The following is a 25317-nucleotide window of genomic DNA, read 5'->3' as shown; positions in this document are numbered from 1 at the left end:
ATACGGTCCGCCCTTGCTCCCCTTCCCTGGCTGGAATTTACGGTGTTTCCCGGCCGTCCATAGTCTGAACCGCAGCCATCCAGTCCAGTCGATTCCGCAGACTCACTACTTCACCGATAATCACCAGGGTCGGTGCTGGCACCTCCCGTTGCTGTACACGCTCGACAATATTCTCAAGGGTGCCACACACGACTTCCTGTTCCGGCGTGGTGCCCCGGGACACCAGCGCCACTGGCATGGTTGGCCGCATGCCGTGGGCTGTCAGCTCCCGGACGATAATGGGCAGGCCTACCAGCCCCATATAGAACACCAGGGTCTGGTGAGTCTGTACAAAGTCATTCCATGGCAGGTCGCAGGTATCGTTCTTGAGATGGCCTGTTACGAACCGGACTGACTGGGCGTGATCCCGGTGGGTCAATGGTATGCCTGCGTAGGCAGCGCAACCAGAGGCCGCAGTGATCCCGGGCACAACCTGGAAGCGAACACCCGCCTCTGCCAGGGTTTCAATCTCTTCACCGCCACGACCGAATATGAACGGATCTCCGCCCTTCAGGCGTACCACTTGCCGGCCTTCACGGGCCAGGGTCACCAGGCGCTGGTTGATCTCGTCCTGGGGAACACTGTGATTGGAACGCTGCTTGCCCACATGCACCATATGGGCACCGTCAGGAATCATATCCAGTATGGGCTGGGAAACCAGTCGGTCATACAGTACGACCTCTGCTGACTGCAGGATGCGCCAGGCTTTCAGGGTGAGCAGTTCGGGATCGCCCGGACCGGCCCCCACCAGGAAAACCTCCCCTGCGGACGAGTTAGGGTTCCGGGTAACGGGATTGGCCCGGTACCGGGGCGGCAGGCGAACGCCGTCCTTGCCTCTGAGTGGTGCATCTTCGGGCCGCCCTGCCCTTTGTTGTAGCCTGTTGATATCGCTCCGGTCCGGTCGTGTCATTGAATCCTGTCGAGGCCTCGCATATAGGGTCTCAGTACTTCCGGCACCTCAATGGTGCCATCAGCCTGCTGATAGTTTTCCATAACTGCAATCAAGGTTCGGCCTACCGCCAGGCCTGAACCGTTCAGGGTGTGTACAGGTTCGGGCTTGCCGGTTTCCGGGTTACGCCAACGCGCTTGCATGCGCCGTGCCTGGAAATCCCGTGTATTGGAACAGGACGAAATTTCCCGGTACTGATCCTGCCCCGGCAGCCAGACCTCAAGGTCATAGGTACGGGCAGCCGAGAAGCCGATATCGCCGCCACACAACTCGACCACCCGGTAGGGCAGGTTCAGCAACTGCAGGATTTTTTCTGCATGGCCGGTGAGCTCCTCCAGCGCCGCATCGGATTGCTCCGGTCTCACCACGTGGATCAGCTCCACCTTGTCGAACTGGTGCTGACGGATCATGCCACGGGTGTCACGTCCGTAGGAACCGGCTTCGCTGCGGAAGCATGGCGTATGGGCGACAAACTTCAACGGCAGGCTGGCATCATCGATAATGCTGTCGGCCACCAGGTTGGTGACCGGCACTTCCGCTGTGGGAATCAGGTAAAGGGGGTGTTCGCCCACGGTGCGGAACAGGTCTGCCTCGAACTTCGGCAACTGACCGGTGCCATAAAGTGTGTTGGCGTTAACCATGTAAGGCACATAGGTTTCTTCATAACCATGCTCAAGCGTGTGCTGATCAAGCATGAATTGGGTGAGGGCCCGGTGCAGGCGGGCAATGGCGCCGCGCATGGCAACGAACCGACTGTGGGCCAGGCGAGTTCCTGCCTCGAAATCCATACCACCGAGTTCTTCACCAAGGCTCACATGGTCCTTGACCTCGAAGTCAAAGGCACGGGGCTCGCCCCAGCGGCGAATTTCAACGTTATCCGCCTCACTCTCACCTTCCGGTACGGTCTCGTCCGGCACATTGGGGATACCGGAGAAAAATGCGTTGAGGGCCTCCTGAACTGAACGAAGCTCATCCTCGGCTTCCGCCTTCTGACGCTTGAGCTCTTCCACTTCCTGCAGTAGCGGCTGGATGTCCTCTCCGGCTGCCTTGGCCTTGCCAATAGACTTGGAACGGCGGTTTTGCTCGCCCTGTAACGTCTCGGTCCGCACCTGGATGGCACGACGTTTCTCTTCGAGCTCGTTGAATACATCCCGGTCGAAGGTGAAGTGCTTGATAGCCAGGCGGCGGGCAATCTCGTCGGTTTCAGCGCGGACGCGTTTGGGGTCGAGCATGGCAATCCCTGTGGTTAACTGGATGAAATCGGTTTGGACAGCGTCGCATTATAACCTTGGGGCCTGCGTGCCGTTAAGGCGTGGCTGCCAATTCGCCGGTTATGGTCAGCCGGGGGGGGATAAAACCACCGAATGTGTGGGGCTCAGCGCGAGCCGGAAGGATAGCGCTGACGATCACTGGCCCGGTTCATGGCGTCCAGCCGCTCACGTTTCTCGCCCAGCCGGATTTCAAGCCCCCGTGGCACCGGCATGTAATATCGGCGTTGGTGAATATCTTCCGGAAGATAAGCCTCCCCGGCGGCAAAGGCATCGGGTTCATCGTGGGCGTAGCGGTACTCCTCACCGTAGCCGAGGTCCTTCATCAAGGCCGTCGGGGCATTCCGGATATGCACCGGCACCTGATAGTCCGGATCTTGTCGGATGTCCGCCATGCAACGGTTGTAGGCGTTATAGACAGCATTGCTCTTCGGTGCCAGTGCCAGGTAGATGACCGCCTGGGCCATGGCCAGCTCACCTTCCGGCGATCCGAGCCGCTCCTGAACGTCCCACGCGTCCAGGCAAAGTCTCAGGGCCCGGGGATCAGCATTGCCGATGTCTTCGGAGGCGATCCGGACCAGCCGCCGGGCCACGTACACCGGCTCAGCGCCTCCATCGAGCATGCGACACATCCAGTACAGGGAAGCATCAGGGTCAGAGCCGCGCACAGCTTTATGCAGAGCAGATATCTGATCGTAGAAAACATCGCCGCCCTTGTCGAAGCGCCTCAGGCTGCTTTGCAGCACCAGCTCGAGAACCGTTTCGGTGATCTCGGGAATACCTTCCACCCCGGGCTCAGCGAGATCCGACGCCACCTCCAGCACGTTCAACGCCCGCCGCGCGTCACCCCCGCCGGCACTGGCGATCATTGCGAGCACGTCTTCACTCACTCTGACCTTCCCTGCCAACCCCTCTGCGGAGGTCAATGCCCGCTGCAGAAGCGCGATCAGGTCAGGTTCTTCAAGGTTTTTCAGGACATAGACCCGGGTTCGGGACAGCAGTGCGCTGTTCAACTCAAAGGAGGGATTTTCAGTGGTCGCCCCCACAAATATGAAGGTACCATCCTCGATATGGGGCAGGAACGCATCCTGCTGACTCTTGTTGAAGCGGTGGACCTCGTCAACAAACAGTAAGGTATCCCTTCCCTCTGCCTGCTTGCGACTTCGCGCCCGGTCCACCGCGGCACGGATATCTTTCACGCCCGCCAGTACCGCTGAGAGCGTTTCGTAGCCCATATCCCCGACACTGGCCAGCAACCGGGCGAAGGTGGTCTTGCCAACGCCTGGCGGCCCCCAGAGGATCATTGAATGCAACTGACCCTGCTCGACCGCCATGCGAAGGGGCTTTCCAGGCCCGACCAGGTGGGCCTGGCCAACGTATTCATCAAGGTTACGCGGTCGCATGCGGGCGGCCAGGGGTTCAAATCCCGGCTGGTTGTCGAACAGGCTGTCCTGCATTACTGAATGCCCTGAATCACATCTACCGAGTCAGGGTAATCCAGCTCGAACGCCCCATCCGGCACGGGCTCGTTGATGCGGATATTGCCGAATTCCAGCTCCGTGCGCTGGGCCAGGGAGTCATCCAGGCGCATGGCCTGAAGCTCTCCGTTATAGAAGGTAAGGGTCAGCGAGACGAACAGCGAATCCTCACTGCGGGGCAAGAGGGTATATTCACGGGTGCTGTCACCATAGCGCTCTTCCGTGATCTCGTAGGTCTCGGCCAGGCCTTCGGTTTCGCCACTGAGCAACAAAGCCGGGGTTGTACTCACCTGCTCGTCCAGTTCCTGGACGGTGACCTGCTCCAGGTCTGGATCGTAGAGTTCAACGGTCTCGCCATCACTAACGATAAACTGGTTGGCAGGGGGATCGGTTTCCCAGTAGAACAGGCCCGGACGCTTGGCCTTCAGATTACCGGTGGTTTGCTGCATAACCCTGCCCTGTTCGTCCGCAACGACCTGGGTAAAAGCTGCCTGAAAGGTGGAATAGCCGCCAAGGACATCCGCCAGTCGATCGGCAGCTTGTTGCTCTGCCCGGACTGTGCCGGTCGCAAAGAGCAGGAGCGCGAATGAGGCCAATATTACACGACCGGTTTTGATCATCTGGAACCTCCTGATGGATCAGGCTTTCGGGGGTGGCGGTGCCAGAACTTCCCGGGCACCGTTATGGCCGGCCGGGCTCACAACACCGGCGGCTTCCATGGCGTCCACCAGGTTGGCGGCACGGTTATAGCCAATCTTGAACTTGCGTTGAACGGAAGAAATGGAGACCCGACGACCCTCCGTCACAAAGGCAACAGCCTCATCGAACAGGGCGTCACCTTCACTATCGTCACCCCCCTCGCTCAGGGTGGGCACACCGGGCAAACTCTCGCCCTCGGCCCCATTAAGGACATCATCGACGTACTCGGGTTCCCCACGGGCCTTCCAGGCATTCACAATCCGGTGCACCTCATCATCATCCACAAAGGCCCCGTGGACGCGGACCGGCAGCCCGGAGCCAGGCGGCAGGTAGAGCATATCGCCATGACCAAGCAACTGCTCTGCCCCCCCCTGGTCCAGCACGGTACGGGAGTCGATCTTCGACGACACCTGGAAGGAAATCCGGGTGGGAATGTTCGCCTTGATCAGGCCAGTAATGACATCTACCGACGGACGCTGGGTCGCCAGAATGAGGTGGATTCCAGCCGCCCGGGCCTTCTGGGCAATACGGGCAATGAGCTCCTCCACCTTCTTGCCGACAATCATCATCATGTCGGCGAACTCGTCGATCACAACCACGATAAACGGCAGTGTGTCCAGTTCGGGGCGCTGCTGCTCGTCGTTTTCCAGGTATTCGTCCGGCTTCCAGAGAGGGTCAAGCAGGGGTTCCCCCGCGGTACGGGCATCCTTCACCTTGCGGTTGTAGCCTGCGATATTCCGGACACCCAGGTTTGCCATGAGCTTGTAGCGGCGCTCCATCTCGGCCACACACCACCGCAAGGCGTTGGCGGCCTCCTTCATGTCCGTCACCACAGGTGAGAGCAGATGAGGGATACCCTCATAGATGCTCAACTCCAGCATCTTGGGGTCCACCATGATGAAGCGAACCTCATCCGGCGTGGCTTTCAGCAACATGCTTAGCAGCATGGCGTTAACCCCCACCGACTTGCCCGAGCCGGTGGTACCGGCCACCAGCAAGTGAGGCATCTTCGCCAGGTTGGCTACCATGGGGTTACCCCCAATGTCGTTCCCCAGGGCGAGGGTCAGCGGCGAAGAGGACTCGGTGAATACCCGGGCGCCAAGAACCTCGCTGAGGCGAACCATCTGGCGCTTTTCGTTGGGGATTTCGATGCCCACCACCGATTTTCCCGGGATAACCTCGACCACACGAACGCTCAGTACCGCAAGTGAGCGGGCCAGGTCTTTCGCGAGGTTCGAGATTTTGCTGACCTTGACGCCCGGCGCCGGCTTAATCTCAAAACGGGTAATGACAGGCCCCGGGTTTACCTCCACCACTTCGACCGTTACGCCGAAGTCCGCCAGCTTTTCTTCAAGCATGCGGGACATATGTTCCAGGGATTCCTCGGAATAGCCTTTTTCCTGGTGCTCGTCGGGGGGGTCGAGCAATGTCAGTGGCGGAATCGGACTTTCCAGGTCCTCGAACAGCGAAGCCTGCTTACGGGTCTTTTCCTTCTCGGAGTCCGTGTTGTCGTCCCGCTTGAACGGCGAGATCTTCACTTTGCTGGCGACACCGGCGGCCTTTGCCGGCCTGACGGACTCTGGTTCGGGTTCTGCGTCATCGCGGGAGCTGAAACTCTCAAGCAAGACAGGTTCGTCGTCATCAGGACGACGACGCGCAGAACCGGTTTGCTGCTTGCCATGATCGGATGAGCCGTGGTCCTGAACCGGTCTTTCGGTGCCACCAAACGGCCACAAGCGTCGCCACCAGGACGGCTTGTCAGAGACCTCATTGTCAGAGGTCAGTAGCGGAGGCTCCGGTTCCTTCCGGGGCGGCTCCTTTTTCGGGGAGGCATCCGGCCCATCTCCCGAGGCGAAGAGTCCGCGAAGCCAGAGCATGCCTTCCAGGGTATAGCCCCCTACCCTGTCCATCAGGCTGAACCAGGACAGTCCCGTGGTCACCGTCAATGCAAACAGGAAGATTGCCACCAGGATCAGGGTGGTAGCGGGCAAGTTAAAGAAACGAACCATCGCGGAAGACACCGCCTGCCCCAGAACGCCTCCGGAGGCAGCTCCGAGGCCAAACAGGGAATAGAGTGCCAGCAAGCTGCACGCGGACAGAAGGATAAGCAGGAAACCACCGGCGCGCACCAGCAACAGCGGCCAGTGCATCTCCAGTGGGTCATGGCGCAGACGTATCAACAACAGTGCATAACCTGCGACCATCAGCGGAAACAGATAGGAAACCTGGCCGAATACATCCATCATCAGGCTGGCCAGCCAGGCCCCGAAACGGCCAGCTGAGTTATCGACCCGAACATCATGGCCGATCGACGCCCACCCGGGGTCCGCTGCACTGTAGGTCGCCAGCGCCATGGCCAGGAAAATGGCCATGGCAATCAGCGCAATAACCAAGCCTTCCCTGGCGCCTTGGGCGACCAGGCGACGGAACCTTTGCTGTTTTTCGGTGAGAGCCGCTGGGGCTTGCTCTTGCTTGCCGGTTTTAGCCATGAAGTCGGGACATGATCCTTTGCTGATGAAATGGCGAAAGCGTCGATACCGCCGGCATCAATTCTGGAGGGCCTGCAGCCCCCGCTTCATGTCGTTTTTCAGGTCTTCGAGGGCCTCGATGCCCACCGACAGGCGGATCAGGTTGTCAGTGATCCCCGCCAGTGCCTTGTCGTCCGGCGACAGGCGGCCATGAGTGGTGGTGCCGGGATGGGTGATGGTGGTTTTCACATCACCCAGGTTGGCAGTAATGGACACCATGCGAGTGGCATCAATAAAGGCCCAGGCTTCAGCCTGGCCGCCTCTCACGGTGAACGACAACACACCGCCGAAGCCGCTCTGCTGGCGACATGCCAGCTGATGTTGGGGGTGGCTTTCCAGCCCGGCGTAATAGACCTTCTCCACCGCTGACTGCTGCTCCAGCCAACGGGCCAACTGTAGCGCATTCTCACAATGCGCACGCATACGGATTGGTAAGGTTTCCAGACCCTTATGGAACACCCAGGCATTAAACGGACTCATGGTGGGCCCCGCCGAGCGCAGGAATCCGTATACCTCTTCCATCAGCGAAGCACTGCCAACCACCACACCGCCAACACACCGTCCCTGTCCATCCAGGTACTTGGTGGCGGAGTGGATCACGATGTCGGCTCCGAATTCCAGCGGGCGCTGCAGTACCGGTGTGCAGAAACAGTTGTCCACCACAAACAGTGCACCATGGGCATGGGCCAGCTCCGCCAGTGCGGACATATCGGCCACCTCGCACAGCGGATTCGACGGGGTCTCGATAAATAGCATGCGGGTGTTCCCGGTTACCGCATCACGCCAGCCATCCATGTCAGTGAGTCCGACAAAGGTTGTGCTCACGCCAAAGCGGGCCAGGTACTTCTGGAAAAGCACGTTGGTGGTCCCGAAGACCCCCCGGGAGCAGACCACGTGATCCCCACTCTGCAGCATCGACATGCAGGTTGCCAGGATAGCCGCCATACCGGAGGCAGTGGCAACGGCTCGCTCCCCTCCTTCCATGGCGGCAATGCGCTCCTCGAATGCCTTTACGGTCGGATTGGTGAAACGGGAGTAGATATTGCCAGGCTCCTCACCGCCGAACCGTGCCGCCGCCTGGGCGGCACTCCCATAGACAAAGCTGGACGTGGGAAAGATAGCGTCACTGTGTTCCAGCTCTCCGGTCCGGTGCTGGCCGGCCCGTACCGCGAGGGTGTCCACTGAGACCCCGTCCAGGTCTGCTTCCGGAATCATGATGTGCTCTTCGCGGCTTTGCGTCATGGTGGTGCTAGCCTCAGTCTTCGTCGTTGTGCAGGTCGATAATACCGTTGTCTTCGGGGAGCCCGGCCTGGGCCGCTTCACGGGCCTCATCCCGGCGCTGCGCATCCAGCCTGGCCAGGTAGGCGTCGTCAACGTCGCCGGTAATGTACTTTCCATTGAATACGGAACACTCCCAGCCCTCTATGTCCGGGTTCACATCGTTAACGCAGGAGATCAGGTCTTCAAGGTCCTGGTAGACCAGCCAGTCAGCCCCAATCAGGGTCTGGATCTCTTCCACGGTGCGGTCGTGGGCAATCAGTTCCCCGGGGGATGGCATATCGATGCCGTAAACATTGGGAAAACGTACCGGGGGAGCGGCCGAGGCGAAGTAGACCTTGCGGGCCCCGGCGTCACGGGCCATCTGGATAATTTCATGGCAGGTGGTCCCTCGCACGATGGAGTCGTCAACCAGCATTACATTCTTGCCACGGAATTCCAGGTCAATGGGATTGAGCTTCTGGCGCACCGACTTCTTGCGCATCTTCTGACCCGGCATGATGAAGGTTCGGCCGATATAGCGATTCTTGATGAAGCCTTCCCGGAACTTCACGCCGAGCCGGTGGGCCATCTGAAGCGCAGAGGTCCGGCTGGTATCCGGGATGGGCACCACTACATCAATATCGTGGTCAGGGCGCTCGCGAAGCACCTTGTCAGCCAGGGTTTCACCCATGCGCAGCCGGGCCTTGTAGACCGACACCTGGTCCATGATGGAGTCGGGCCGCGCGAAGTAGACATGCTCGAAGATACAGGGATTCAGGCTCGGAGCCTCTGCGCACTGCTGGGTATAGAGCGTGCCATCAGTTTCGATATACACCGCTTCACCCGGCGCTATGTCCCGCACCAGTTTGAACCCGGCTGCGCTCAGGGCCACGCTTTCAGAGGCAATCATGTATTCCTTGCCCTCCGCGGTCTCCCGCACACCGTAACAGGCCGGACGGATACCGTTAGGGTCACGGAAGCCGACGATGCCGTAGCCGGTAATCATGGCAATCACCGCATAGGCTCCCCGGCAGCGCTGGTGTACGGCACGCACTGCAGCAAAGATTTCGTCCTTGCTGGGGTCGAGCTTGCCCAGTTTCTGCAGTTCATGGGCAAATACGTTGAGCAGCACTTCCGAGTCGGAATTGGTGTTGATATGGCGCAGGTCGGTGCGGAACAGGTCCCGGGACAGGTCATCGGCGTTAGTCAGGTTGCCGTTATGGGCCAGTGTGATCCCGTAGGGACTGTTCACGTAGAACGGCTGCGCCTCGGCCGAACTGGAACTTCCGGCGGTGGGATACCGTACATGACCGATGCCAACGTTACCCACCAGCCTGCGCATGTGGGAGGTGCGGAACACATCACGCACCAGGCCATTGTCCTTACGCAGATAAAACCGGTCATCCTGGAAGGTTACGATACCGGCCGCGTCCTGACCCCGGTGCTGGAGTACCGTCAGAGCGTCATACAACGCCTGATTGACATACTGCGTACTGACAATTCCTACAATTCCACACATGGGTGCTGCGTTCTCCAGAACATTGAAACGACTGCGTTACTTACAGCGCCTGAGCCTTGACGGCGTCGGACACCTGCTCCCGGACCACGTCACCGTCTGGCGCGGGCCCAAGGAAACGTTCGAATTCATCACCAAAGGTTCGCCGGGACCAGTCCTCGACCACACCAAGCCGTTCAATCATTACGGAGGTGCGCCACCAGGTGTCCTCAGCCAGCGGGGTGTAACGGGTAAAGGCAATGGCGACCACAACAACGACCACGCCCCTCAGCAACCCGAAAACCATCCCCAGCACACGGTCGGTGGCACTCAGGCCGGTTACCCGGACCAGGTGGCCAATCAGGTTGTTGATAATGGCGCCGACAATCAAAGTGGCCACGAAAAGGATAGCAAAGGCGGCAATCAGGCGAACCAGGGGAGTTTCCACCGTGCCAGCCAGAAGGGACTGCATTTGCGGATGAAACGTGCGGGCGACAATGAACGCTGCCACCCAGGTAATGAGCGACAGGGCTTCCCTGACAAAGCCCCTTTTCAGGCTGATCAGGGTGGAGATTGTCAGCAGGGCGATGATGACCCAGTCGATCCAGATCAGCGCGTTCATGAATTACCCGGTGATGAACAGGAACCGCGAATTCTATCAGGAATCACCGGCAACCCAAACCAATTACCCCATCGCAAGCCACAACCGGGAAGGCGTGCTGGCCGCCCTGCCCCATCGCTCAGTCTGCGGACAGTCTCAGCCTTCGCCCTTGGTGACGAGGGACTTGATGCCGAATGCCTCGTCCAGAACGGACTTGGCCTTTTCGGCTTCTGCCTTTTCGGCGAACGGACCGGAAAACACCCTTACCAGACGCTGGTCACCCCGAGTGACCTCCTGCAAGTGGGCACCGTAACCCCGCTCCCTCACGTTATCACGCAGGCGGCGCGCGTTATCCGCATTACCAAAGCTGCCCAACTGGAGGATCCACGCGCCCTCCAGTGTGCGCTGGAAATCGGCGTCGGCGTCCGCTTCAGAAGCTTCGTCGCCGGACGCGGGTCCGGCATCGCTGTCAGCAACTTCGGCAGGAACCTCGGTGTCGGTAACTTCTGCGGGCCGGGTTTCCTGCCGGACCGAAGGCGGGCTTTCGGGGTCCTGCTCCCCAACCAGCGGCACCGGGTCCCCTGCTTCAGCCGACGCCGAGTCGTCCCCGGCTACCGAAGGCTCCTGGCCCATGGCCGGGGCTTCAATGACGTCGGGGACTGGAGCAGGGTCAAGTTCCTCAACCCGGTAGCTCGGCACACCCTCAAGTCGGTCTGCATCCCCGGGGGCGTTCACCTCCGGGAATGGAGGCTCTTCCGGAATATCCAGGGAACGCACAGCCCGCTCGTTATGGGGCTCGTCAAACATCATTGGTACGAAAATCACCGCCAGTGAAATCAGCACCAGTGCGCCTATAATCCGCTGTTTCAATCCACTCACGTTACTTCGGCTCCCTGTTGCAGCCCCCGGCATTGTAACCGGTTAACGACCAGCCCCTTTCGAGGCATCGACACCATTGAATATAACTGTCGTAAAACCCCAACTCAAAGTGGCAGCGGGTCTATGACCAATATTTAAGGGCTTGCGGAAAAGTAGCGACGCCCTTCAGCCACTGTGAAGAACGACCCAAAGACCAGCACCAGCCCTTCAGCGCCCGCGCTTGCCATTGCCTCCGAAATTGCCTCCCTTATGCTGTCGCAGACCGTAAGTCGGCCCATGGGGATCACGGAACCCAGGCGATCCTGAAGGGCTGTCGCCGACAAGCCGCGAGGGACATCCAGTCGGCCGAGGAGCCAGTGATCCACGACAGGTAGAAGCGCCCGTGCTACGCCAGCGGAGTCTTTATCGGCAAGCCCCCCATACACGGCAACGATGCGGGTATAACCCCCGGTACGACGAAGGAATGACAACCGGCGGGACAACCATTGGGCGGCGTGGGGGTTATGGCCCACGTCCAGGAACACATCCGGGTGATGACTGACCTGCTCAAACCTTCCCGCCAGCGATACCCCGGCCAGTACTTCACCGATACGCTGGTCAGACAACGACAGACCAAGCTCGGTTGCTGCGACGGCAGCGGCAGCAAGGCTATGAACCGGCAGGCGGTCGCCGGGAAGGACGACCTGGTGCCCGGAGTCCGTCATGACAGCCACATGCCCGCCTTCCTGCAGGACGACATAGCCATTACCGGGCCGGAGAAGGTTCACACGCTGTGCATTGGCTTGCTGCAACACCGAAGGGGGTGGATCCAGGTCTGCGTAGATCGCCGTTTGTCCTGGACGGAGAATTCCGGCCTTCTCGAAGCCGATCGTATTGCGGTCATCACCCAGCCAGGCGGTGTGATCCAGGTCCACGGACGTTATAATTGCAAGATCCGCATCGAGGGTGTTGACAGCATCCAACCGCCCCCCCAGGCCCACCTCAAGCACCATGTTACTGACACCGGCCTCGGCCATGATCAGAAAGGCCGCCAGGGTGCCGAACTCGAAATACGTCAGGGTGGTGTCGCGCCTGGCAACTTCCACCTGTTCGAAGGCCCGGATAAAGGCCTCATCACTGGCGTTACTGCCATTAACACGAACCCTTTCGTTGTAATCAATCAGGTGGGGAGACGTATAGCTGCCGACCGATTCACCACTTGCTAGCAACAGGGCTTCCAGGGCAGCGACGGTACTGCCCTTTCCGTTGGTGCCGCCAATGGTAATCACCCGGGCCCTTGGCCGGGCCGGCATCAGTCGCCGCAGGACCAGCAGCACCCTGTCCAGTCCCAGGTCCATTTCCACCGGGTGAATGGACTCCAGGTAGGTCAGCCACTGATCAAGGGATGCGCCCGGCCCGGGGGCCGGGATGGTTTCATTCCCTGGCATCGGCTACGTCGGGACTGTCCGGCCTTTCACTCACATCGAACTCGATGGGTTCATCGGGGGCCGGTTTTTCCTGGCCCGTGAACTTGGCCAGGATGGCCGCAATCCGCTCCCGCATCTTGTGACGGTGGAGAATCATGTCGATGGCGCCGTGCTCCAGCAGGAATTCGCTGCGCTGGAAGCCTTCCGGCAGCTTTTCCCGGACGGTCTGCTCGATAACACGGGGGCCGGCAAACCCGATCAGTGCGTAGGGCTCGGCAATATTGAGGTCACCCAGCATGGCAAGGCTGGCAGACACACCGCCGAACACCGGGTCCGTCATCACCGAGATATAGGGGATGCCTTCCTGCTTCATCCGTTCCAGCACGGCTGCCGTCTTGGACATCTGCATCAGGGACAGGATCGCCTCCTGCATGCGTGCACCACCGGACGCCGAGAAACACACCAGCGGAATGCGCTCTTCCAGGCAGATATTCGCGGCCTGGACAAACTTTTCACCAACGACCTGCCCCATGGAGCCGCCGAGGAAGTTGAATTCGAACGCACAAGCTACCAGTGGAATGCCCAGGGTACGACCCTTCATGACCACCAGTGCGTCTTTCTCGCCGGTGGCTTTCTGGTTCTGCGCCAGGCGTTCCTTGTAGCGGCGGGTGTCCTTGAACTTGAGCCGATCCCAGGGTTCCAGGTCCGCTGCGACCTCTTCACGACCATCCTCGTCGAGGAAGATTTCCAACCGCCGCCGTGCAGTTACCCGCAGGTGGTGGTTACATTTGGGGCAAACATCCAGGTTCTTGTCCAGTTCAGGCTTGTACAGGAACGCCCCACATTTCGGGCATTTCTTCCACAGCCCTTCCGGCACACCGGTCCGCTGCTTGGATTCCGAGCGAATCTTGCTCGGCATGATCTTGTCTAGCCAGTTACTCATGTTGTCATCCTGTCATTCCATTCACTGTACGGGCGGCCTCAGGCCAGCGCGTCCAGTGCTTCGCGCATCGGGTGCAACAGATCCGTCAGGGCCTGTCTGAGAGCGGCGGGATCTGTCTGGTGGTGGGCTATTGTATCCACCAGCACGGAGCCGACTATTACACCATCGGATACCTTACCCACCGCAGCTGCGGTGTCTGCGTCACGGATTCCGAAACCAACCCCAACCGGCAAGGCAGTTATCCGGTGAACATTGGCCACCTTGCGACCAACCTCCTCCACATCAATGGCTGCAGAGCCAGTTACCCCTTTGACTGAAACATAGTACACATAGCCGGAAGAGTGTTCACTGATTGCACGTATCCGGTCATCAGTGGTGGTGGGGGCGAGCAGGAAAATCGGGTCCATATTGCGGCGGGAAAACAGTGGAGCCACGTCCTCCGCTTCCTCGGGAGGCAGGTCCACCGTGAGGATGCCGTCGACACCAGCCTCGGCCGCCGCATCGGCAAAGACTTCGTAGCCCATGGCTTCCATCGGGTTGAGGTATCCCATCAACACCACAGGGGTGTCCTGATCCTGTTCACGGAAAGTTTTTACCATGCCAATCACCTGCCGCAGGGAGGTGCCATGTTTCAGCGCCCGCTCACAGGCCAGCTGAATGACCGGGCCGTCGGCCATCGGGTCGGAGAAGGGTACTCCCAACTCAATGATATCGGCTCCGGCCGACGCCAGCGCATGCATCAGGTCAACGGTCTGGTCCGGATGGGGATCCCCGGCGGTAATGTATGGGATCAATGCCTTGCGGCCCTGTTCCTTGAGGGTCTCGAGTACCCCTGTAATTCGACTCATGCCTGCTCCTGTAAGAAATAGACCCGGTTCACCGGAACGGTTATCAGACCTCAATACCGTCCAGTTCGGCGATGGTATGGATGTCCTTGTCGCCCCGGCCGGAAATATTGATCACCACCATCTGTTCCGGATCCATGGTGGCTGCCAGCTTGATGGTGTAGGCCACTGCATGGGCGGTTTCCAGGGCCGGCATGATACCTTCGACACGGGTCAGTTTGCGGAATGCGTCCAGCGCCTCCTGATCGGTTACCGACACGTAGTTGGCCCGACCGATATCCTTCAACCAGCTGTGCTCCGGTCCAACACCGGGGTAGTCGAGGCCGGCAGAGACGGAGTGAGTAGCGGCAATCTGGCCGTTCTCATCTTCCATCAGGTAGGTTCGGTTACCATGGAGGACACCTGGGCGCCCCGCTGCCAGGGGTGCCGCGTGCTGGCCGGTTTCAACGCCAAGACCACCTGCCTCGACACCATAAAGTTGTACTGATTCGTCAGTGAGGAACGGATAGAACATACCGATAGCATTGGATCCCCCTCCCACACAGGCCACCAGGGCATCCGGCAGTTTGCCGGCCTGCTCAAGGGCCTGAGCCCGGGTCTCGCGACCGATAACCGACTGGAAATCACGGACCAGCAACGGATAAGGATGGGGGCCTGCAACGGTACCGATGATATAGAAGGTATCGTCGACATTGGCTACCCAATCCCGCATGGCCTCGTTCATGGCATCCTTGAGGGTACGGGTACCGCTCTGGACGGCGTGGACCTGGGCGCCAAGCAGCTTCATGCGATAGACGTTCAGGGACTGACGGCGCACGTCCTCGGCCCCCATGAACACATGACATTCAAGGCCGAGACGGGCGCATACAGTGGCCGTAGCCACCCCGTGCTGACCCGCACCGGTTTCTGCAATGATGCGTTTCTTGCCCAGAAACGCTGCCAGCAGGGCCTGCCCAATAGTGTTGTTCACCTTGTGGGCGCCGGTGTGGTTAAGATCTTCACGTTTGAGCCAGATCTGGGCGCCACCGGTCTCACGAGTCAGACGCTCGGCAAAGTACAGCGGGCTTGGTCGGCCTACGTAATGGGCCAGGTCCTTGTCAAAGGCTGCCTGGAAGTCGGGGTCCTTCTTGAGGCGCAGGTACTCCCGTTCCAGGGTCATCAGGGAGTCCATCAGGGTTTCGGATACAAAGCGGCCACCATAGGCGCCGAAGTGCCCCCTGGCGTCCGGCAGATGGCTCAGCATTTCTTCAGTCAGTTTGATTGACACTATTAACCTCGCTCAGAAACTCGGTAATTTTGGCGGCGTCCTTGATGCCCTTCAGGGCTGTTCCGCGTTCTATGTCGAAAGCTTCCACCCCACCGCTGACGTCCACGCCCCAGGGACGAACCTGACGGATAGCGCGGGCCACGTTGCCGGCCTCCAGGCCTCCGGCAAGAATCAGCGGCATGGGTCGTTTTTCAGGTATGACAGACCAGTCGAAACGTTGTCCGGTACCGCCATAGCGTTGAGGGTCATACGCATCCACCAGCAAACCCGATGCCTGGCTCCAGCTATCAAACGCCTGTTCAATGTCGCTCCTCAGCTGTACCCGGACCGCCTTTATCCAGCGACGATGAAATTGCTGGCAGAAATCCTGCGGTTCATCACCATGAAACTGCAGCAGGTCGAGCGGTACCCTGGACAGGACCTGTTCCACCGCCATCCTGTCGGGGTTTACGAACAAACCGGTAACGGTGACAAACGCCGGTACACTGCTGACAATGGCCCGGGCCTGCTCGATGGACACACTCCGGGGGCTGGGCTCGTAAAACACCAGCCCGATAGCATCCGCACCGGCTTCCGCCGCTGCAAGGGCGTCTTCCGGCCGGGTGATACCACAAATCTTGGTACGAATACGGGTGGGCTGCACTCTTGCTCCTCGCGGCGTATCCTGCTCAGCTACTTAGTGGCGTCTTACGGTGGACCCAGCTCGGGGCAATGGGCGCATTCTGATCATCTTCGAACCAGGGTCTGACAAAAGCCGGCCCACAGCTGGCCCGGGGAATACCAAACTCTGCAGGGTACCCCACATCCACCAGGTACAGACCGGCCGCCGGTGCGGTGATCCCGGCCATACGCCGGTCCTTTCCGGCCAGAACCTCAGCCACCCACTGCGGCGGGTACTTTCCCTGCCCGACCGCCATCAACGCACCGGCAAAATTCCGCACCATATGGTGAAGGAAGGCATTGGCCTGGACATCAATGACCACAAAATCACCCCGGCGGCAGACCCGGACAAACTCCACGAAACGCCAGGGAGACCGGGACTGACACCCCGCGGCCCGGAAAGAACTGAAATCGTGCTCACCTTCGAGTTGCCGGGCCCCTTCCTGCATCGCCTTCTCGTCCAGCGGGCGAAACGTCCAGCTCAGCTGGCGTGCCAGCAACGCCGGGCGGACCGGACCGTTGAAGATAACATAACGATAGCGCCGGTACACGGCTGAAAAGCGCGCGTGGAAGGGTTCCGGGGTGTTTCCGGCCCAATGAACCACAATGGAAGGCGGTAGTGCGGTATTGATGCCCATGACCCAGGACCGCAGGTCCCTGACTGCATTGGTATCAAAGTGCACCAACTGGTAACTGCCATGGACACCGGCGTCTGTACGCCCGGCACAGACCAGTTCGACAGGTTCGTTGGCCACCTTGCTGACTGCGCGAACCAGTTCTTCCTCGACCGAAGGGACACCGCTCTTCTGCTTTTGCCAGCCATGGTACGCGGCACCATCGTACTCCAGGGCAAGTGCAACCCTGCCCTGTCCGATGGCGTTGTCGGTGGTCAGTGCTACCGGGGTCTGAAACAAGTGTCTACCTGAAAATAATGGGATTACGGACATAAAAGAACGCCGGCTCTGGGCCGGCGTTCAGTTCAGGGGCAGGATTATAACGTATCAGGGCAGCTTTTTGAGCAATGACTGGGCATCTTCCTTTTGCTCGTCCGTGCCTTCGAGGATTACCTCTTCAAGAATCTCCCGTGCACCTTCGCTGTCTCCCATGTCCACGTAGGCGCGGGCCAGGTCCAGCTTCGTAGCCACCTCGTCGGTACCGGACAGGAAATCGAAATCATCGTCATCGCCAAGGGATGCCTCACTGATCTCATCGATACCGGAGACTCCGGTCGCGGGGGTAACCGCATCAACTCCGGATTCGCCAAGTTCCTCCTCCAGGGCTTCGTCGCTTTCCAGCTCTGGGATATCGAAGTCAGACAGATCGTCTTCCTCGGTACCTTGCGCTTCGGAAAGCGCCTGCTCATCCAGGTCAAGGTCACCCAGATCCAACTGGCTTTCATCCTCCGGCTCACTATCTGAGGCCTGATCCATCAGCGCCAGGTCTTCATCAGACACATCCAGCTCAAGGTCGTCCAGACCGTCAGTCGTTTCATCTTCCTCCGAGGAAACCTTGTCCAGCTCCGCATCCAGTTCGTCGAGGAAAGACTCGTCGAGGTCGGCTTCTTCTTCCGGATTGGCAGACTGGTCGACAGGCCCTTGCTCGGCGGCAGCGTCCTCCAGGTCGAGGTCGCCGAAGTCCAGGTTATCCTCTTCGCTGAGGTCGGCCGCGCCCTCAACGTCTTCCGCACGGGGCTCGCTGTCGATACCGGCATCGTCCAACTCCAGGGAACTGAAGTCGTCTTCCAGGTCGAGTGGCTGCTCAGAGGGCTCGTCCGCGGCTTCCGCGGTGGCGCTGTCTTCTGCCGGCAACTCGAAATCGATGCTCGCGAAGTCGTCCTCGGCCAAGGGCTCCTCGACCGTGTCGCCCTCAGCCGCTGCCGCCTTACCCGCAGGCTCATCAGCGCCGGTAGTATCGAAACCGGTAAAGTCGTATTCGATATCGCCGTCCTCTTCCGGCTCGTCGCCAGCCCGGGATTCCTCTTCCGGCAGATCCAGCTCTTCGAAGGCAGACATCAGCTCGCTGGTTTCCGGGTCGGCCGGTGCTTCAGATGAAGCAACGTTACCCTCAGCAAAAGCTGTTTCGTCTGCCGCGGGGGTACCAAGGCTGTCGCCGCCCCGTAGCTGGGATTCGAGTTCATCAATGCTCGGTGTGGATTCGACTTCTTCCAGACGCGCCCTCAAGGCCTCAGCTTCCGGCTGGACATCATCGTGCTCCATGGCTTCCAGTTCGGCATACTGCTTGTCGAACGCGGCCCGGTTACCGGTATCCGCATAGACAGCCAGCAACTTCAGCCGCAGATCGGAACGGCTGGGTTCACGAGAGATGGCGTTCTCCAGTACTTCCGCAGCAGAATCATGCTGGCCGTAAGAGATGTACCGGTCGGCTTCCTCCAGGGCATTCCCGGAAGCTGCTGCCTCTTCTTCACCCAGGGTCAGCTCGAAACCATCGTCATCGGACTCGTCATCAAGTTGCTGGTAAAATTCTTCGTCCTTACTGGCACGGCGCCGGGAAACAAGCAGCACCAGCAACAACAGCAGCACAAGGAAACCGCCAAGCGCAATCTGGTACATGAAGTTTCCGGCGATCAGGTCGATAGCGGTTGCCAGGAACCCTTTCTCCGGTGCAGTACGTTCCTCAGCGATGGTGGTAGCAGGCTGCTGCTCAGGCTGTTCGCCGGTGGCGGCCACGGGCTCGTCTGCCTGGATCGGTTCTGCCGTGCTTTCGGCGTCCTCTTCGGCACTTAAACCCTGGTCCAGGTCAGTAGTCTGGGCTGTTTCTGTTGAGTCGCTCTCTCCGGCGCCCGCGGCGGGCGTTTCCGCTGATTCAGACTCGGGTGGCTGTCCGTCTTCGCCAGCCGCTGCGTCCGCAGAAACCTCTGCTCCGAAAGCGTCTTCAGCTACTCCAGTCCCACTTTGATCCACGCCAGCAAGGTTGTCGTCACCGGTACCAGAAGTGGCTCCTTCTGCGACAGAGCGGTTCTCGTCGGCGGCATCGGCAGTGGCTTCATCGCCGGCGCCAGGCACAACTTCAGCGTCGCCCTGGCCAACACTTCCCTGAATTTCCGCAAGCTGGCTGTCTTTCAGTTCGATCAGCCGCTCAAGTGTCTCCACCTGATCCTGCAAATCCTGGAGGCGACTGTTCAGCTCTTCGTTTTCCCGGCGTACGCTGTCCAGTTCTTCGAGGGCTATCGCGGAGCCAGCATCCGCAGTGCCACCCTGGGTACCGTCACCGCTGGCAGAACCTTCACTACGGGCGTCTTCACCCTCTCCGGGAACCACCAACCTGAGCTCATCGGCACCCTGCTGACCTGCTTCACTTGTGCCACCCGAGGCATCAGCTACATCCCCGGCGGTCGCATCGACGGAAGGCTCCGGCTGGGCGATCGCCTGGTTCTGCGCGGCGACCTCACGGTTGGCCTGGGCCTGGCTCCGGGATCGGATATCATCCATATCCGGCACCCGCAGAACGGCGCCACGCTTGAGTCGGTTGATATTGCCATTAATAAATGCGTCCGGGTTCAGGTCCTGGATGGCCAGCATGACCTGCTGCATGGAGACACTGTTGTCGGGCCTTATGGACTGGGCAATCTCCCACAGCGTATCCGATGCCTGGACAGGACCCAGGGTACGCGGACCGGAGGATGTTGCTGCTGCACTCCGACCGGTCGAGGTGGAGCCGGACTCGGCGCGAGGCCGGGATGGGGACTCACTGGTAACAGCCGTAGTCCGGGCTTGCTGAACCGGCTGGGTATCGCCGGATTCTTCCGCATAAACCGGCGGGTCTACAAGTACCGAATATTCACGCATGACGCGGCCGCTGGGCCAGGTTACTTCCACCAGGAAGTTGAGGTACGGCTCGCGGACGGGGTCCCGGGAAGTGACAGAGATAACCAGCTCACCGTTAGGTGCAGTGGTTACGTTGAAATCCAGCTGGGTAAGGAAGTAGTCACGGCGGAGACCGACACGTTCGTAGTCACGTTCCGATGCCAGGTTGACGATAATATCGCCCGGGCTGACGCCTCCCGCCCTGTTTACGTCGATCTCTGCATCCAATGGCTGGTTGAGATAGGACTGTAGTTCTATTTCCCCGAGCCCCAATGCCTGTGCGACACCGGAACCAAGCCCTCCCGCCAGAGCCAGAGCAACCGCAAGCTTGCGTACCTTCATGCTTTTTCCTTACCAGTCTCCGTTATTCGTTACCGCATATTGAATACAGATTCGGACGAGGTTGGATGACTTTCGTGTTATTAAAATCAGGGTTTCGAAAGTATTGTTGATAATGCCTTCTTTATCAATCAATCACGCATCAACTTTGTACCACTTCCTGATGTATTTCACGGAACCAGTTGTGAAACCAAGATTAGAACTGCCTTGGCTATCCCGGGATAGCCAAGGAGAAGATCTCAGAAAATAACAGGGGCGGCGACTGATTTCAGCCGCCGCCCCTGGCCTGTTACCTGAAACGGTACACAGTTGGCATTACACGCACTTGTCCGCGACAGATTTTTAACGCTCCTGCAGGATCCGCAACATCCGCCGCAGGGGTTCCGCCGCCCCCCACAGCAACTGGTCACCCACGGTGAACGCGGAGATGTATTCCGGGCCCATGGTCAGTTTGCGGATACGGCCGATCGGGATACTGAGGGTGCCGGTAACCTTCGCCGGCGTCAGCTCCTCGATGGTGGCCTCCTTCTCATTGGGGATGACCTTCACCCAGTCATTGGCCTTTGCCAGGATCGATTCGATCTCTGAAACCGGCAGGTCCTTCTTCAGCTTGATGGTCAGCGCCTGGCTGTGGGAACGCATGGCACCGATCCGGACACAGATACCGTCAATGGGGATCGGGTTATCACTGCGACCAAGAATCTTGTTGGTCTCGACGCCCGCTTTCCACTCTTCCTTACTCATGCCGTTATCGAGCTGCTTGTCGATAAACGGAATCAGGCTGCCTGCCAGCGGTACCTGGAAGTGCTCGGTGGGGAAACTGCCGGCACGCATGGTCTCGGTAACCTTGCGGTCAATCTCCAGGATGGCCGAGGACGGATCTTCCAGCTCGGACTTCACCGCGCCGTTGAGCTCACCCATCTGATTAAGAAGCTCACGCATATTCTGGGCGCCGGAACCGGAGGCCGCCTGATAGGTCATGGGGGACACCCACTCGATCAGGTCCTGCTCCAGCAGGCCGCCCAGGGCCAGCATCATCAGGCTGACGGTGCAGTTACCGCCGATGTAATCCTTGACGCCCTTGTCCAATGCCGCATCGATGACATTACGATTGACCGGATCGAGAACAATGACGGAGTGATCCACCATGCGCAGTGTGGAAGCAGCATCAATCCAGTAGCCGTCCCAGCCCGCATCACGGAGCTTTTGATAGACCGCATTGGTGTAATCACCGCCCTGGCAGGTAACGATGACATCCAGGGTTTTCAGGGTGTCGATATCAAAGGCGTCCTGGAGTGGCGGAACGCCATCCTTGCCAACATCCGGGGCCGGTTTACCGGTCTGGGAGGTGGAGAAAAACACCGGATCGATGTCAGCAAAGTCGTTTTCTTCACGCATGCGCTGCATGAGGACCGAGCCCACCATGCCACGCCAACCTACAAGTCCAACTCGCTTCATGTGCGACCTTTGACTCTATGCCCGCCCGCTACCGTTATCGCTGGCAGGGACAGGATGGATGACCCCGCGGCAGCGGCGTTGTGCTGCCGTCGGGTTTCGATGAAACAAATGGTACCTGAAGCTTACAGGGCCGCCAGCACAGCTTCACCCATTTCACGGGTAGAAACCTGTTTTGCACCCTCGGACATGATGTCCGCAGTGCGCAGCCCCTGGTCCAGTACCTTGCTGACCGCTGCCTCAATGGCCTCGGCGGCTTTTTCCTCGCCCAGGCTGTAGCGCAACATCATGGCACCACTAAGGATAGTGGCCAGCGGGTTGGCAATGCCCTGCCCGGCAATGTCCGGCGCTGACCCGTGGCAGGGCTCATACATGCCCTGTTTTTCGGAGTTCAGCGAGGCGGACGGCAGCATGCCGATAGAGCCGGTGAGCATGGCCGCTTCATCCGAGAGGATATCACCAAACATGTTGCCGGTCACAATCACGTCGAACTGCTTGGGTGCGCGGACCAGCTGCATGGCGGCGTTGTCCACGTACATATGAGACAGTTCCACGTCCGGATACTCCTTTGCCAGGTCATTCATGATTTCCCGCCAGAGTACAGTAACTTCCAGGACATTGGCCTTGTCCACGGAACAGAGCTTGCCATTGCGTTGCTGTGCCGCCTCGAAGGCAACCCGGCCAATGCGACGGATCTCGGACTCACTGTAGACATAGGTATTAAAACCCTGCCGCTCGCCGCCCTCAAGCTCACGAACGCCTCGGGGCTGGCCGAAATAGATACCACCGGTCAGTTCACGGACAATCATGATGTCCAGGCCGGACACCACCTCAGGTTTAAGGGAAGATGCCGACGCCAGCTGCGGGTACAGGATGGCTGGCCGCAGGTTCGCAAACAGCTCAAGATTGGAGCGCAGGCCCAGCAGCCCCTTTTCCGGCCGCTTTGCCATTTCCAGTTTGTCCCACTTGGGACCGCCAACGGCACCCAGCAGAATGGCGTCGGCCTTCTTCGCCCGCTCCAGGGTGTCACTGGGCAGTGGTTCGCCGGTTTCGTCGATGGCAGCACCACCGACCAGGCCGGTTTCGAACTGCAGTCCCAGATCGAATTGGTCGTTAACCTTGTTCAGGACTTTCTCGGCCTCGGCCACGATTTCCGGGCCAATCCCGTCACCGGGCAGCATCAGTACGCTTCTGGACATAATATTTTTTCCGTTGTCTGCTTGGATGATCAGTTCGCCGTGTTGAACAGCCATGGGGCCGTTTCGCGCCGCTTGTTTTCGTAGTCGCGGATAAGGTCTGCGTCCTCAAGGGTCACGCCGATATCGTCCAGTCCGTTCAGCAGGCAGTGCCGGCGGAAATCGTCCACGTCAAAGCTGAAGGATTCGCCGGACGGTGTTGTAACCGTCTTTGCTTCCAGGTCTATGGACAGCTGATAGCCCTCATTCTCATAGGTCTCCTGGAAAAGCTTCTCAACCACTTCTTCGTCAAGAACAATGGGTAACAGGCCATTCTTGAAGCAGTTGTTGTAGAAGATATCTGCAAAGCTCGGGGCAATGATCACGCGGAATCCAAAGTCATCCAGGGCCCAGGGGGCATGTTCGCGGCTTGAGCCGCAACCGAAGTTGCGGCGGGCCAGCAGCACACTGGCGTTCCTGTAGCGATCCTGGTTGAGTACGAAAGCCGGGTTCAGGGGCCGGTTGGAACAGTCCTGGTCAGGCTTGCCCTCATCCAGGTAACGCAGTTCATCAAACAGGTTGGGGCCAAAGCCGGTCCGCTTGATGGATTTCAGGAATTGCTTGGGGATGATCATGTCCGTATCCACATTGGACCGGTCCATGGGGGCGACGACGCCCTGATGTTGCTTGAATGCGCGCATGGCTTTGTCTCCTGTGGATCAATCAGTTCATCATTTCGCGGACGTCGACGAAATGACCCTTTATGGCTGCCGCCGCCGCCATGGCGGGGCTGACCAGGTGAGTCCGGCCACCAAAGCCCTGGCGCCCCTCGAAGTTACGGTTGGAGGTGGACGCGCAATGCTCCCCCTGCCCCAGCTTGTCGGCGTTCATGGCCAGGCACATGGAGCAGCCCGGGTCCCGCCATTCCAGGCCGGCTTCGATAAAGACCTTGTCGAGGCCTTCCTTCTCGGCCTGGGCCTTCACCAGGCCGGAGCCCGGCACCACCATGGCCTGCTTCAGGGTCGGAGACACCTTGTGGCCTTTTACAACCTTGGCCGCTTCCCGCAGGTCTTCGATGCGGCTGTTGGTGCAGGAGCCAATGAAAACACGATCCAGTTTGATGTCAGTGATCTTCTGGTTGGGCTGAAGGCCCATATACTTCAGCGCCCGGACGATGCCTTCGCGTTTGATGGGATCGTCTTCCCGGTCCGGATCCGGTACCGAACCATCAACACCGGTGACCATTTCCGGACTGGTCCCCCAGCTTACCTGGGGCTGGATTTCGGAAGCTTCCAGCTCCACCACCTTGTCAAACACGGCGTCGTCATCGCTATGCAATGTGCGCCAGTAGTCTACGGCCCTGTCCCATTGTTCGCCTTTCGGGGAAAACGGACGGCCTTTAACATAGTCGATGGTGGTGTCATCAACGCTGACCATACCAACACGGGCGCCAGCTTCGATGGACATGTTGCAGATGGTCATGCGGGCTTCCATGCTCAGGTCATGGATGGCCTCGCCGCCAAACTCGATGGCGTAGCCAGTGCCGCCGGCGGTGCCGATCCTGCCGATAATGGCCAGTACCACATCCTTGCCGGTCACGCCGGGACCAAGCTTGCCATTGACCTTGACCAGCATGTTTTTCATCTTCTGCTGGACCAGGCATTGGGTGGCCAGCACGTGTTCCACTTCGGAGGTGCCGATGCCGTGGGCAAGGCAGCCGAAGGCGCCGTGGGTGGAGGTGTGGGAGTCACCACAGACGATGCTCATACCCGGCAGGGTGGCGCCCTGCTCTGGCCCTATGACGTGGACGATGCCCTGGCGCTGGTCCTTGATCTTGAATTCGAGGATGCCAAACTCGTCGCAGTTCTTGTCGAGGGTTTCTACCTGGATCCGGGAGACCGGGTCGACGATGCCCTCTACGCCCCGCTCGCGGTCGGTGGTGGGGACGTTATGGTCCGGCGTGGCGATGTTGGCGTCGATGCGCCATGGTTTGCGACCGGCCAGGCGCAGTCCTTCGAAGGCCTGCGGTGAGGTGACTTCGTGGAGCAGTTGCCGGTCGATGTAGATCAGGGCCGAGCCGTCATCCCGCTGTTTGACCAGGTGGTCGTCCCACAATTTGTCGTATAAGGTCTTGCCCGCCATGGTGGTGTCTCTCTCGGTTGTTCGGGTCTGGTTTTGATTGCTCTGGGTGGATTTTACTCCCGCGT

General features: G+C 59.5%; 18 protein-coding genes and 3 pseudogenes. All 21 read right to left on the bottom strand.

Annotation, left to right across the window (positions count from 1 at the left end; all coding sequences use genetic code 11):
* Positions 1-37: 37 nt before the first annotated feature.
* Positions 38-829 (bottom strand): annotated as a pseudogene (gene cobA, locus BM036_RS08205) (uroporphyrinogen-III C-methyltransferase); the annotation flags it as partial.
* Positions 830-945: 116 nt separating this feature from the next.
* Positions 946-2220 (bottom strand): serine--tRNA ligase, encoded by a 1275-nt coding sequence (gene serS, locus BM036_RS08200; RefSeq protein WP_091850355.1) that lies wholly within the window; start codon positions 2218-2220, stop codon positions 946-948.
* A gap of 143 nt (positions 2221-2363) precedes the next feature.
* Complete coding sequence (locus BM036_RS08195) at positions 2364-3713, bottom strand: replication-associated recombination protein A (RefSeq protein ID WP_091850353.1); 1350 nt, start codon at positions 3711-3713, stop codon at positions 2364-2366.
* A complete protein-coding gene (lolA, locus tag BM036_RS08190; RefSeq protein ID WP_091850351.1) occupies positions 3713-4354 on the bottom strand; it encodes an outer membrane lipoprotein periplasmic chaperone LolA in 642 nt (213 codons plus the stop codon). The genes BM036_RS08195 and lolA overlap by 1 nt, the downstream gene beginning before the upstream one ends.
* 18 nt (positions 4355-4372) lie before the next feature.
* Positions 4373-5914: pseudogene (locus tag BM036_RS20530) on the bottom strand (DNA translocase FtsK); the annotation flags it as partial.
* Between the two features lie 401 nt (positions 5915-6315).
* Positions 6316-6922 (bottom strand): annotated as a pseudogene (locus BM036_RS20525) (DNA translocase FtsK 4TM domain-containing protein); the annotation flags it as partial.
* A gap of 57 nt (positions 6923-6979) precedes the next feature.
* Entirely contained in the window at positions 6980-8203 is a 1224-nt protein-coding gene (locus tag BM036_RS08180) for an O-succinylhomoserine sulfhydrylase (protein ID WP_091850347.1), read from the bottom strand.
* Positions 8204-8216: 13 nt separating this feature from the next.
* The gene (gene purF / locus BM036_RS08175) at positions 8217-9740 is read right to left on the bottom strand and encodes an amidophosphoribosyltransferase (RefSeq protein WP_091850345.1); all 1524 of its coding nucleotides are present in this window, start codon (positions 9738-9740) and stop codon (positions 8217-8219) included.
* 40 nt (positions 9741-9780) lie between these two features.
* On the bottom strand, positions 9781-10338 hold the full coding sequence (locus tag BM036_RS08170; protein WP_091850343.1) for a CvpA family protein: 558 nt from the start codon (positions 10336-10338) through the stop codon (positions 9781-9783).
* Positions 10339-10473: 135 nt separating this feature from the next.
* On the bottom strand, positions 10474-11196 hold the full coding sequence (locus BM036_RS08165; protein WP_091850341.1) for an SPOR domain-containing protein: 723 nt from the start codon (positions 11194-11196) through the stop codon (positions 10474-10476).
* Positions 11197-11330: 134 nt separating this feature from the next.
* The gene (gene folC, locus BM036_RS08160) at positions 11331-12623 is read right to left on the bottom strand and encodes a bifunctional tetrahydrofolate synthase/dihydrofolate synthase (RefSeq protein ID WP_091850339.1); all 1293 of its coding nucleotides are present in this window, start codon (positions 12621-12623) and stop codon (positions 11331-11333) included.
* Positions 12610-13545 carry an acetyl-CoA carboxylase, carboxyltransferase subunit beta gene (accD, locus tag BM036_RS08155; RefSeq protein ID WP_091850338.1) on the bottom strand — a complete coding sequence of 312 codons (936 nt, stop codon included), beginning with the start codon at positions 13543-13545 and terminating at the stop codon, positions 12610-12612. The genes folC and accD overlap by 14 nt, the downstream gene beginning before the upstream one ends.
* Before the next feature lie 38 nt (positions 13546-13583).
* On the bottom strand, positions 13584-14393 hold the full coding sequence (trpA, locus tag BM036_RS08150; RefSeq protein WP_091850336.1) for a tryptophan synthase subunit alpha: 810 nt from the start codon (positions 14391-14393) through the stop codon (positions 13584-13586).
* A 43-nt stretch (positions 14394-14436) separates the two neighbouring features.
* A complete protein-coding gene (gene trpB / locus BM036_RS08145) occupies positions 14437-15633 on the bottom strand; it encodes a tryptophan synthase subunit beta (RefSeq protein WP_177186031.1) in 1197 nt (398 codons plus the stop codon).
* 4 nt (positions 15634-15637) lie between these two features.
* Positions 15638-16300, bottom strand: a complete 663-nt coding sequence (locus BM036_RS08140; protein ID WP_091850332.1) for a phosphoribosylanthranilate isomerase — start codon at positions 16298-16300, stop codon at positions 15638-15640.
* Between the two features lie 25 nt (positions 16301-16325).
* Positions 16326-17231, bottom strand: coding sequence for a tRNA pseudouridine(38-40) synthase TruA (gene truA / locus BM036_RS08135; protein ID WP_177186029.1), 906 nt, complete (start codon positions 17229-17231; stop codon positions 16326-16328).
* A gap of 87 nt (positions 17232-17318) precedes the next feature.
* Entirely contained in the window at positions 17319-20483 is a 3165-nt protein-coding gene (locus BM036_RS08130; protein WP_091850328.1) for a FimV/HubP family polar landmark protein, read from the bottom strand.
* A 339-nt stretch (positions 20484-20822) separates the two neighbouring features.
* Entirely contained in the window at positions 20823-21938 is a 1116-nt protein-coding gene (gene asd / locus BM036_RS08125; RefSeq protein ID WP_091850326.1) for an aspartate-semialdehyde dehydrogenase, read from the bottom strand.
* A 122-nt stretch (positions 21939-22060) separates the two neighbouring features.
* Positions 22061-23134 carry a 3-isopropylmalate dehydrogenase gene (leuB, locus tag BM036_RS08120; RefSeq protein WP_091850324.1) on the bottom strand — a complete coding sequence of 358 codons (1074 nt, stop codon included), beginning with the start codon at positions 23132-23134 and terminating at the stop codon, positions 22061-22063.
* Between the two features lie 29 nt (positions 23135-23163).
* Entirely contained in the window at positions 23164-23811 is a 648-nt protein-coding gene (leuD, locus tag BM036_RS08115) for a 3-isopropylmalate dehydratase small subunit (RefSeq protein WP_091850322.1), read from the bottom strand.
* A gap of 22 nt (positions 23812-23833) precedes the next feature.
* Positions 23834-25252, bottom strand: a complete 1419-nt coding sequence (gene leuC, locus BM036_RS08110; RefSeq protein ID WP_091850320.1) for a 3-isopropylmalate dehydratase large subunit — start codon at positions 25250-25252, stop codon at positions 23834-23836.
* Positions 25253-25317 lie beyond the last annotated feature (65 nt).

The organism is Marinobacter segnicrescens (assembly GCF_900111555.1).
GTDB classification, from domain to species: Bacteria; Pseudomonadota; Gammaproteobacteria; order Pseudomonadales; family Oleiphilaceae; genus Marinobacter; species Marinobacter segnicrescens.
Note: the sequence above shows the minus strand (reverse complement) of the source record. Positions and strands in the feature narration are given on the sequence as shown.